Genomic DNA, 10,842 nt, shown 5'->3' with positions numbered 1-10,842 from the left:
ACTGAAGGGCATGACCCCGATGCAATATCGGAACCATGCCCTTCAGTTAAGAGCCGCCTAGGATTTAACCTGTCCAACTTTCGGGGGACAGTTCATTCATGAGGGGGCTTTCTTTATGAAACTTCTATTCAGCGACGGCCGTTTGCTGCTTGGCAATCTCGGCGTGAACGGCTTCCATATCAATAGCCTTGACCTGTCCGATGAGATCTTCTAAAGCTGCAGGTGGGAGTGCACCTGGCTGTGAGAAGAGAAGAATGCTGTCTCGGAAAATCATGAGAGTGGGGATGGACTGAATACCTGCTGCAGCAGCAAGAGACTGTTGAGCTTCGGTATCTACTTTTCCAAAGACAATCTCAGGTTCTTTTTCTGAGGCAGCCTCAAAGGTGGGTGCAAACATCTTGCACGGACCACACCAGTCAGCCCAGAAGTCAACGACAACAATGCTGTTACCGGTGATGGTCGAATCAAAATTTTCAGCGGTGAGTTCTACAGAAGCCATGGAAAAAGCTTACACTAAATACGGATACCCCCTGGGGTATATTCGTATAGTTACTTCTTGAGCTTCCCCACAAAAGGAATGATGCGGCCAACGCGCGCAGCATATGACTTGTATTGGGGGAATTTTTCTATCAGCAAGCGTTCTTCAAACCGAGCTTTATAAGAAAGCAAACCAATCAACAGCAAAAAAGCAAAGACTGTGAGAAATGAACCAGCTGGAACGGTTAGGCCAAGACCAATCAGCATCAAGCCAAGGTATATGGGGTGGCGAACAATGGCATACATTCCAGTTGTCCTGAGGATCGCAGTAGCTTTGGGAACCGGGGTCGCTGTTAAGGAGTTACCCAAACTGACAATTCCAAAAAGGGTAATTGCCAGTCCCGCCATCAACAAAAGCACGGCGATGTTTCCTACAAGCTCCGTCACAGCCCACATGTCTCCATGGGGTAATCCAATGATCGCAATCAGCAATCCGAACTGGATCAGTACGAGGATGATCCCTTTAGTTTTATCGCTCATCTCTTCATCATGCCTCAGAGGAACTCCATGACAACAACGACCGGCAACACGGCACATAATCCTGAACGCTCATGGGGAGAATTTGGTGAAATCGTTACCGGTTATGACATACCGGTTTTCAACGAAAGAGAAGTTAGAGCTAGCGCAGGGATTCTCTTCCTTATTGGCTTCACCGGGTATGTCATTGCCTGGACCACAGGGTTTGTTATTCCACTCAGAGGCTTCGCCGTTCTCTTTCTTTTCGACATGCTCATCCGATTGTTCGTTTCCCCTCGGTTCTCCCCCACATTGGCACTAGGACGAGTGATCGTGTATCGGCAACGTCCAGAATTTGTTGGAGCCCCTCAAAAGAGATTTGCGTGGAGTCTGGGGTTAGGAGTAGCACTCACTAGTTGCTTCACAATGGGCTGGCTTGCCGCACCATTATGGGTGGTCTTAATTCTCTGCGGTATCTGCATGAGCGTTCTTTTCCTAGAAACTGCTTTTGGAATCTGCGTCGGTTGTGAACTACAGAAACGCTTCTCGCGAAAAGCTCCTCAGTATTGCCCCGGTGATAGCTGCAATTACGATCCACGACCTAGCCGCGATTCATAGAAAACTCATAGTTACTACATAGTAATTTCACATACCCCCGGGGGTATCTTGGAAGTATTCCAAACGAAAGTAGTTCGACATGAAGAAATCAACCATCGTCACCGCTTCAATTCTTGCTGTCGTTATCGGCGCAGCTGGAGTTACGGCAGCCGTTGTCACGGGTACTCCTCCTGCACCAATTGCATCGTCTGAGAACCCTCAGCCCATGACCTCCCAGGATGAAGCTGAAGAACTTGAGCAAGAATCTGAAATTGCAACCCAAGCTTCAAGCACCAATGACTTACTTCTGTATCTGATTGAAGAAGAAAAGCTCGCGCACGATGTCTATACGGTCCTGGGCGAGACATGGGGCGGGAACACGTTCAGTAACATTTTGGCCAGCGAAACTTCTCACCAGGACCAAGTTCTGAACTTACTCAACTCATACGGACTCACCGATCCCCGTTCTTCTGAGATTGGCGTCTTCGTCAACCCAGACCTTCAGGCGTTGTACGACCAGCTGATCGCCCAGGGTATGACCAGCCAGACCGAGGCATACAAGGTTGGTGTCCTCATTGAAGAAACTGACATCACCGATCTGACTACAGCGATCAACTCCACATCAGATGCAACCATTGTGGCTACGTTAGAAAAACTTCGCAGTGCAAGTGAAAGCCACCTCGCGGCTTTCTCAAAGAAGCTCTAAATCTTCTCGAACCAAACTGTGGGCGTGACTGACAAGTCACGCCCACAGTGCTGTTTCAAGCCAACTTTCCAAGCGTTCGATTCCTCTCCGTCGCCAAAGTCCAGGGACTTCCTAGAAATTTTCTACATTCGAACTGCTGTTACAACGAATTTCGCTTGGGAGAAGAATAATTTGACACGGATTTCGTTGAAATTTTCCTATTTTGAAGAACCTTTGGTGTGCTTCAGAGGACTAGAGTAAGTAATCGCACAGAGGTTGAATTACCTCTGTTGTTTTCTAGGCCTCAAAGAAGAGAGAGATCCATGCCCGAATCCTTTGTCCCCGGTGGCGGTTCCAAGATCGCCCTTAAACGTAACCTCGGGATGTGGGCCATTGTGGCTCTCGGTCTCGGTTACATGACCCCTACTGTAGTGTTCGACACTTTTGGTCTCGTAGCTGAAGGCACTAACAACGTTGTGCCGCTGGCGTATGTCTTTGCGCTGATCGTGATGGTATTCACCGCAATCAGCTATGGAAAGATGACCTCGCAGTTCCCTTCAGCAGGTTCTGCTTACACCTACGCAAAGAACTCAATCCACCCGAACGTAGGTTTCGTGGTTGGTTGGACCTCGATGCTGGACTACATGTTGCTACCTCTGGTGAACATCATCATCGTGCGCAGCTACATGGAGTCGTTCTTCCCCGACATTGATGGTGCTGTTTGGGTAATCCTCTTCACCGTTCTCTGCACCGGAATCATCTACTTCACCATGCGTGGAACCTCAAACGTCAACACCATTCTTTTGGTCATTGCTGTAGTGGCAATGATTGGCTTTGTCGCTGTTGTCATTGGCCAGCTACTCGGTGGTGCTGGTGAAGGAACCCTCATCACTCCCACACCATTCATGCACGAAGGTGTTGACCTGTCAGCTGTTCTTCTCGGTGCAACTATTGTTTGCTTCAGCTTCATCGGCTTCGACGCTGTGACGATGTATGTAGAAGAGGCACGCACCCCACGTGTAGTTCCTCGCGCAATCATGCTCACCGTGTTGATCGGTGGCGGTATCTTCATCGTTACCTCATACTTCACTCAGGCTCTCTTCCCCGACTGGAACGTTTTTGCTCCAGGTGGAGACCGTCAGTATGTTGATGACTCAACACTGCCCATCATTGGTGAGCTTGTTGGCGGCCAGACCATGAAGGTCATCCTGACTGCTGCAGGTTTCGCAGCAACCATTGCTTCGCTGCTTGCTTCACAAGCTTCTGTGGCACGTATGTTGCTGGTTATGGGACGTAACAACGTTCTCCCCAACAAGCTGTTTGGTTTCGTCAACAAGAAGACCCAGACCCCAACCTTCAACGTCATCTTTGCTGGTGTTGTCTGCTTGACCGGTGTGGTTCTGACTCTTGCTGACATCGTCCACTTCATCAACTTCGGTGCTCTTGTAGCGTTCAGCTTCGTGAACATCTCCGTTGTTGCGTGGTTCGCAATCCGTCAGGGACGTCGTCACACTGCTGGCGATATCTTCAAGTTCATCGTGATGCCCGTACTTGGTCTCGCTCTGACCGTCATCCTGTGGATCAACCTCTCCCCTGAGGCGCTCACCGGTGGTCTGATCTGGGCAGGTATCGGAATCGTTTACCTGGCTGTCCTGACCAAGGGATTCCGCAAGCAGGTAGCTGGCTTCGACGAAGCACAGCCTGTGACCGGTTTCAACAAGGTCGTCAAGTAACACAGAGTTCAACAACTGTGGCCTCCACCGAAAGGTGGAGGCCACAGTTAGTTAAGCCGCGAGAACCGAAAGACTAGGACTTCTTCAGCTCTTCAGCAATCAAGAAGCTGAGCTCCAAGGACTGCATGTGGTTCAGACGTGGATCGCAGAGTGACTCGTAACGAGTAGCTAGATCATTCTCATCGATCTGCTCAGACCCACCAAGGCACTCAGTGACGTCGTCTCCCGTGAGTTCAACGTGGACTCCACCAGGGAACGTTCCCACGGCACGGTGAGCTTCGAAGAAGCCCTTGACCTCATCCACGACGTCATCAAATCGACGCGACTTGTAACCGTTAGGGGTGGTGATGCCATTACCGTGCATAGGATCGGTGATCCACAGAGGGTTGGCATCGCTCGCCTTGACTGCTTCGAGAAGGGGTGGCAGTGCGTCACGAATCTTTCCAGCACCCATTCGAGTGATGAAAGTCAGGCGACCAGGCTCACGGTTGGGGTCTAGTTTCTCAATGAGCGCCTTGACCGTGTCCACGTCAGTAGTGGGGCCAAGCTTCACACCGATGGGGTTGCGAACGCGGGACAAGAAGTCAACGTGTGCACCATCGAGTTCACGAGTGCGCTCACCGATCCACACAAAGTGTGCACTGGTGTTGTAAGGAGTGCCGGTTCGCGAGTCAATGCGAGTCATCGGGCGTTCGTAATCCATCAGAAGCGCTTCGTGCGAGACGAAGAACTCCGTGGTCTTGAGTGCATCAAAATCAGCGCCACAGGCAGCCATGAACTTGATAGCGCGATCAATCTCGTTAGCGAGAGCTTCGTATTGAGCATTAGCTGGGTTCTTAGCGAAACCCTGGTTCCAGCGGTGAACTTCACGCAAATCAGCAAAACCACCGGTAGTGAATGCACGGATCAAGTTCAGAGTGGAAACTGCCGTGTTGTAACCCTGGACAAGACGCTCGGGGTTTGCTTCACGGCTTTCCGGAGTGAAGTCGTAGCCGTTGACAATGTCACCACGGTAAGCGGGAAGAGTAATGTCTCCGCGTGTTTCAGTGTCGCTGGAGCGAGGCTTAGCAAACTGTCCCGCCATGCGACCCATCTTGATAACAGGCATTTCAGCGGCATAGGTCAGTACAACTGCCATTTGCAGGACAGTCTTGATCCGGTTACGGATCTTGTCAGCTGTCGCACCTGCGAAAGTCTCGGCACAGTCACCACCCTGGAGCAAGAATGCCTTGCCCTGAGCCGCATGAGCCAAACGATCACGGAGAGTATCTACCTCACCAGCAAAAACCAAGGGAGGGTAGCTTGCCAAACGTTCTGAAGCAGACTTGACTGCGTCAGCATTAGGCCACTGTGGCTGTTGCTTGATTGGAAGAGTGCGCCAATAGTCCAAACCCTCGATGACGGACTTGTCAGCGACGATATTGGGCTCATTTTGGCTAGCCACGAAGGTACTCCCCTTGAATGGTGGTGATTAGTGTCTCAAGCCAGAATCTGAAAACTGGCAACTAAACAAGCTTATCTTGCGTTAACCGGGCGCTTTTCGCGCACTGAGGAGGCATAGACATCCTCATACTGCTGGCCAGAGAGGCCGGCAAGCTCATAAATGATTTCATCCGTCACTGCACGAAGGATGAAGCGATCCCCCTCCATGCCCTGGAAGCGCGAGAAATCGAGAGGCTTCCCGATGATGATTCCGGGACGTCGCATCTTGGGCCACTTCGCACCGATAGGCATGACCTTCTCCGTGTCAATCATCGCCACAGGAACAACTGGTACGCCTGATTCAAGGACCATACGTGCGATTCCTGTGCGACCGCGGTAAAGCTTTCCATCAGGTGAGCGGGTGCCTTCGGGGTAAATACCCAATACTCGACCCTCAGCGAGAACACGAAGACCCGTGTTCAGGCTTGCTTCCGAAGCTTTTCCACCCGAACGGTCGATGGGCAACATTCCTGTGCCCTTCATGAACCACTTCGTAGCCCAACCCTTAATTCCCTTGGTGGTGAAGTATTCACTCTTTGCCAGAAAGACCATGTCTCGGTCAATACATATGGGCAGAAAGACGGAATCTACGAAGGAAAGATGATTGCTGGCCAGAATGACAGCCCCCTGTTTGGGGATATTGTCAGCACCGGTAACCCACGGACGGAAGATGCCCTTAAGCAACGGTCCGGCGATGACGTTCTTCATCAGCCAATAAAACATGATTTCAGCTTACCGCTAGAGCTTTTCAGCGTGCTTGCGCGCAAGGTCTGCTGCGCCGACCACTCCGGCATCATTAACAAGCTCAGCAATGCGGAATTCAGGTTCAGGGTGGTAACCCTTGGCTGAGACATGAGCCAAGAATGAATCACGAATCGGAGAAAGAAGGTGGTCACCTGCAGCCGCAACTCCCCCGCCAATGACATAAACCTGTGGATCCAGCACAGCAGACAGACTTGCGCATGCAATTCCCATCCACCTGCCCAAGGTCCCTACGGCCCTCCAAGCTGCAGGATCACCGTTTTCAAGCAATTTCTTACCCTCGTCAGCGCTGAGATCGTGTTTGCCGGTTTCTTCACGGAGATAGCGCAGCAGAGCGCGTCCGGAGCCATATGACTCAATACAGCCACGCTGACCGCATCCACACTCCAAGCCGTCAGGCACAACGCGTAGATGCCCCAGCTCAGCGCCCGCCCCAAAACCACCAGTGAACAGCTCGCCATTAGCAATGATGGCCCCGCCAACACCTGTTCCGATGGTCAACATCGTCATGTGGGTGAATGATTTTCCAGCGCCGAAGCGATACTCAGCCCAACCTGCTGCGTTGGCATCATTTTCAATGACAATGGGAAGGTCAATTCTGGCTTCAAGCTTCTCTTTCAGTGGCTCATTGCGCCAGGCAATGTTTGGGGCGTAATACACCGTTGATTGCGCTGCATCGATAAATCCTGCCGCCGCGACACCTGCAGCAATGACAGGGTTACCTGCGCTGAGCTCTTGGATGATCCCGACGATGGCATCTTCCATCTCATTGGCGCTATGCGCGGGGGAAGGAACTTGCGTTTGGGAGACAATTTCACCCTGCAAATTGACCAATGCCCCGGCGATTTTGGTCCCCCCAATATCGATACCGATGGAATACACAGGAAACTCCTAGAAGAGGGTAGACGGAGGGAATGGTGGGACTACTAAAGTGTAGTTAACACCGAAGGAGTTGCCATGGTTTCCAGTGTCGTTCAATTCGATACCCCAGCTTTAGTCCTCGCTGAGCCATCGGCAAATACCACCCAAGTTCTGCTTGATCGAGTGCGTGAAACTCCCAATGGAGCTCTCTTCTCACTTCCCGTAGATGGCGGTTGGAAGGATGTCACGTCCTCCGAGTTCCTAGAACAAGTGATTGCCCTTGCGAAGGGATTCATTTCCCAGGGAATTAAGCCAGGCGACCGCGTTGGCCTGATGTGTAAGACACGTTATGAGTGGACTCTCGTTGACTTTGCCATGTGGTTTGCAGGCGCTGCACTCGTGCCCATTTACGAAACAAGTGCTTCGAGCCAGATTCAGTGGATTTTGGAAGATTCTGAAGCTGTTGCGTTGATCGTGGAAACCCCTGATCACCTCAAGCGTTTTGAAGAAATCCGCTCCGATGCTCCTTATGTTCAATCCGTTTGGCAGATCGATGCTGGGGATCTCGATGCTCTCGTCATCTCAGGTACCAAAATCTCTGACGAAGAAGTTGAAGAACGTCGTTCCTCTCTCCACGGCAGCGACCTCGCTACTCTGATTTACACCTCGGGTTCGACCGGCAAGCCCAAGGGCTGCGTGTTGACACACTCCAACTTTTTGGAGCTTTCACGCAATGCCCGCGCTGCTGTCCCCGAGGTGGTTAACCCCCAAGCTTCCACCCTGCTGTTTATTACTACGGCCCACATCTTTGCTCGCTTTATTTCCATCCTCGCCATTGAAGGTGGCGTAAAGGTTGGTCACCAGGGAGACACTTCTCAGCTTCTACCCGCTATGCAGTCCTTCAAGCCCTCGTTCCTGCTCGCAGTCCCCCGAGTGTTCGAGAAGGTCTACAACTCAGCAGAACAGAAGGCCGAAGCAGGCGGCAAGGGAAACATCTTCCGTGCTGCCGCGAAGACTGCCATTGAATATTCCAAGGCAGAGATGGCTGGGCACATTCCTCTGGGCCTCAAGCTGAAGTTTGCAGTTCTGGATAAGTTGGTACTTTCCAAGCTCCGCGCAGCTCTCGGTGGCCGCTGCACCTACGCCATCAGTGGTTCTGCGCCGCTGGGTGACCGTTTAGGTCACTTCTACCACGCACTTGGTCTTGTTGTTCTGGAGGGCTATGGCCTCACCGAAACAACGGCACCTATTTCTATCAACCTGCCTTCCAAGTTTGTGATTGGCACGGTTGGACCAGCTCTTCCTGGCTGCTCTGTCCGCCTAGGAGAAGATGGTGAAATTGAAGCCGCTGGTATCAACGTCTTCAAGGAATACTGGAAGAACCCTCAAGCAACTGCCGATACATTCCATGACGGCTGGTTCAAGACCGGTGACATCGGAGAAATCGATAAAGACGGATACATCACCATCACGGGACGCAAGAAAGAAATTCTTGTCACCGCTGGTGGAAAGAACGTTGCACCCGCTTACTTGGAAGACCCGATTCGCGCCAACCCAGTGATTAGTCAGGTTGTTGCCGTTGGTGACGCCAAGCCATTCATCTCTGCTCTGATCACTCTGGATCCTGAAATGCTGCCCATGTGGCTGACTAACAACAAAATGGATCCCAGCATGAGCATTGCTGAAGCAGCAACCAACCCCGCGATTATTGCGGAAGTTCAAGCAGCTGTTGACCGCGCTAACGCTCGGGTTTCTCGAGCAGAATCCATACGCAAATTCGCTATTTTGCCCATTCAGTTCACTGAAGAATCAGGTCACCTGACTCCCAAGATGAGCATCAAGCGCAATGTCATCGTGAAGGACTTTGCTAGCGAAATTGAAGGAATGTATGCCGGCGCTTCAGGAGCTGTTGACTAAAACCAGTCGCTTTCGCGAACCTGGCGCATCGCTTCTTTACGCGTGGGCTGATCCAAACGGTCCAGATACACCAGACCATCTAAGTGGTCACATTCATGCTGCAGTGCCTGCGCCATGAGGCCTTCACCTTCTAGAACGACTTGGTTGCCCTCGAGATCGATTCCTTCGACCTTTGCGTAAGGGTAACGAGGGGTCTTGAACCACAGGTTGGGAACACTCAAGCAGCCCTCCTCGACGAGCTCGAGCTCCCCGCTGGTCTCAACGACATGAGGGTTCAAGATGTAGCCAATGTCACCATGAACGTTGTAGCTGAAAGCCCGAAGTCCCACACCAATTTGTGTTGCAGCTACTCCTGCACGCCCAGGAATTTTGACTGAATCAATCAGATCTTCAACGAGAGAACGAATTTTCTCGTCGATAACCAGAATCTCTTCCGTGGGAGTCTTGAGGACGGGATCCCCAAAGATCCGAATGGGACGTTCGGTCATGATGGTGAAGGCTTAGAGGCCGTCAACAACCAGAGAAGCGAGCTGGCGGGCTGCTTCCTGTGTTTCAGGCTTGAGCTTCTTGAAGTCGATGTAGGAACCAGCAGCAAGCATGGCGTCATAAGGAATACGAACTGTCTCGCGCACACGAGACTTGAAGTGATCTTCAATCTCACGAAGCTTGATCAAGTTAGTTCCTTGAGTCGCCGTGTTAATGGCCACAATCGAGTTCTTGACCAGATCACCATAACCGTTCGATTCAAGCCAGGTCAGTGTCTCAGAAGCCAATCGAGCTTCGTCGAAGGAGCCGCCAGAGACGATGACCAAGCCATCAGCACGCTTGAGTGTTGCGCCCATTACCGAGTGGATAATTCCGGTTCCACAGTCAGTCAAGGCAATCGAGTAATAGCGGCTAGCAAGGTCAGAGACGATGTTGTAATCGTTGGCGCCAAATGCTTCCGAAAGGAAAGGGTCAGTATCTGACGCTAAGACATCTAAACGTGTCTTATCGCGGTTGACGTATTCAGAAAAATCATTGAACGTGAGGATTTTTGCTGCATCATTGACCAAGTCACGGACTGTCTTCTCTGTGGTCTTGTTGAAACGCTCAGCAAGAGTTCCACGGTCAGGATTAGCGTCGATGGCAAGAACGCGGTCTTCGCGAACAAGTGCCATAGCCATACCCAGCAGGGTTGTGGTGGTGGTTTTCCCCACACCGCCCTTACGTGTCAGCACTGGGACAAACTTGGTGCCACCGGTGAGGGGACGGCCAATGCTCGCGTCCAAGGCTTTACGGTGACGTGTCAGAGGAGAGTCCCCAAGGTTCACACCGTGGAAAGTGATGTCATAGACGAACTTGTTCCAGCCTTCGGTTGGTTTGTCGCGCTTCTTCTTTGCATCAAGTACACGCTCAGGAGTGAGCATGGAAACGGGCTCAGGCTTAGTTGCAGGCTCGCCTGAAAGACGATCACGACGAGTGGGAAGAGAGCCGGTATCAACAGACTCAACTTCAACTACTACTTCGTCAACCTCAGCGATGACAACGGGTTCCTCAGGAACAGAAACGGTGGGGTTTTCACCACTGAACACAGCACGCAATGATGCTTCCATGTCGGCTTCAGTTGAGCTGGTGAGCGAAACCGGAATAGCAGGAAGACTGATGGTCGAAACCTCTGGTGCCTGCTCAACATCTCGTGGAGCAGCTGCTGTTACGTCTGAAATGCGCTCAGGAGATTCTTTCTTTACTCCTGTGGACTTCTTACCAGCAGGCTTTTTTACTGCTTTCTGTGGTTCTTCCGTGCTCACTCAATAATCCTTCAGTCGTGGT

At 51.6% G+C, this 10,842-nt stretch carries 11 protein-coding genes; 4 read left to right on the top strand and 7 right to left on the bottom strand.

Annotation, left to right across the window (positions count from 1 at the left end; genetic code table 11):
- Positions 1 to 124 precede the first annotated feature (124 nt).
- Both trxA and M2118_RS07645 read right to left on the bottom strand, forming a co-directional pair.
- Positions 125 to 499, bottom strand: a complete 375-nt coding sequence (gene trxA / locus M2118_RS07650; protein WP_280795350.1) for a thioredoxin — start codon at positions 497 to 499, stop codon at positions 125 to 127.
- 50 nt (positions 500 to 549) lie between these two features.
- The gene (locus M2118_RS07645; RefSeq protein WP_280795349.1) at positions 550 to 1,017 is read right to left on the bottom strand and encodes a methyltransferase family protein; all 468 of its coding nucleotides are present in this window, start codon (positions 1,015 to 1,017) and stop codon (positions 550 to 552) included.
- Between the two features lie 27 nt (positions 1,018 to 1,044).
- On the opposite strand from M2118_RS07645, the gene M2118_RS07640 reads away from it, so the two are divergent.
- The 3 genes from M2118_RS07640 to M2118_RS07630 all read left to right on the top strand — a co-directional run bounded on the left by M2118_RS07640 (position 1,045) and on the right by M2118_RS07630 (position 4,008).
- The gene (locus M2118_RS07640) at positions 1,045 to 1,611 is read left to right on the top strand and encodes a DUF4395 domain-containing protein (protein WP_280795348.1); all 567 of its coding nucleotides are present in this window, start codon (positions 1,045 to 1,047) and stop codon (positions 1,609 to 1,611) included.
- A gap of 79 nt (positions 1,612 to 1,690) precedes the next feature.
- Positions 1,691 to 2,296, top strand: a complete 606-nt coding sequence (locus M2118_RS07635) for a ferritin-like domain-containing protein (RefSeq protein WP_280795347.1) — start codon at positions 1,691 to 1,693, stop codon at positions 2,294 to 2,296.
- A gap of 302 nt (positions 2,297 to 2,598) precedes the next feature.
- Entirely contained in the window at positions 2,599 to 4,008 is a 1,410-nt protein-coding gene (locus M2118_RS07630) for an APC family permease (RefSeq protein WP_432418393.1), read from the top strand.
- A gap of 73 nt (positions 4,009 to 4,081) precedes the next feature.
- Here the strand turns inward: M2118_RS07630 and M2118_RS07625 are convergent, their stop codons facing one another.
- The 3 genes from M2118_RS07625 to M2118_RS07615 all read right to left on the bottom strand — a co-directional run bounded on the left by M2118_RS07625 (position 4,082) and on the right by M2118_RS07615 (position 7,134).
- Positions 4,082 to 5,452: a class II 3-deoxy-7-phosphoheptulonate synthase gene (locus M2118_RS07625; RefSeq protein ID WP_280795345.1), complete on the bottom strand. Its 1,371-nt coding sequence runs from the start codon at positions 5,450 to 5,452 to the stop codon at positions 4,082 to 4,084.
- A gap of 71 nt (positions 5,453 to 5,523) precedes the next feature.
- Complete coding sequence (locus M2118_RS07620) at positions 5,524 to 6,213, bottom strand: lysophospholipid acyltransferase family protein (protein ID WP_277495566.1); 690 nt, start codon at positions 6,211 to 6,213, stop codon at positions 5,524 to 5,526.
- Between the two features lie 15 nt (positions 6,214 to 6,228).
- Positions 6,229 to 7,134, bottom strand: coding sequence for an ROK family glucokinase (locus tag M2118_RS07615; RefSeq protein WP_280795343.1), 906 nt, complete (start codon positions 7,132 to 7,134; stop codon positions 6,229 to 6,231).
- A 75-nt stretch (positions 7,135 to 7,209) separates the two neighbouring features.
- Here M2118_RS07615 and M2118_RS07610 point away from each other — a divergent pair, with 75 nt between their 5' ends.
- Entirely contained in the window at positions 7,210 to 9,030 is a 1,821-nt protein-coding gene (locus M2118_RS07610) for an AMP-dependent synthetase/ligase (RefSeq protein ID WP_280795342.1), read from the top strand.
- Here the strand turns inward: M2118_RS07610 and def are convergent.
- Both def and M2118_RS07600 read right to left on the bottom strand, forming a co-directional pair.
- On the bottom strand, positions 9,027 to 9,518 hold the full coding sequence (def, locus tag M2118_RS07605) for a peptide deformylase (RefSeq protein ID WP_280795341.1): 492 nt from the start codon (positions 9,516 to 9,518) through the stop codon (positions 9,027 to 9,029). The genes M2118_RS07610 and def overlap by 4 nt on opposite strands.
- A gap of 12 nt (positions 9,519 to 9,530) precedes the next feature.
- On the bottom strand, positions 9,531 to 10,820 hold the full coding sequence (locus M2118_RS07600) for a MinD/ParA family ATP-binding protein (protein WP_280795340.1): 1,290 nt from the start codon (positions 10,818 to 10,820) through the stop codon (positions 9,531 to 9,533).
- Between the last annotated feature and the right edge of the window lie 22 nt (positions 10,821 to 10,842).

Origin of the sequence: Aurantimicrobium minutum, assembly GCF_029892845.1 — a bacterium.
Classification (GTDB): domain Bacteria; phylum Actinomycetota; class Actinomycetes; order Actinomycetales; family Microbacteriaceae; genus Aurantimicrobium; species Aurantimicrobium minutum_B.
Note: the sequence above shows the minus strand (reverse complement) of the source record. Positions and strands in the feature narration are given on the sequence as shown.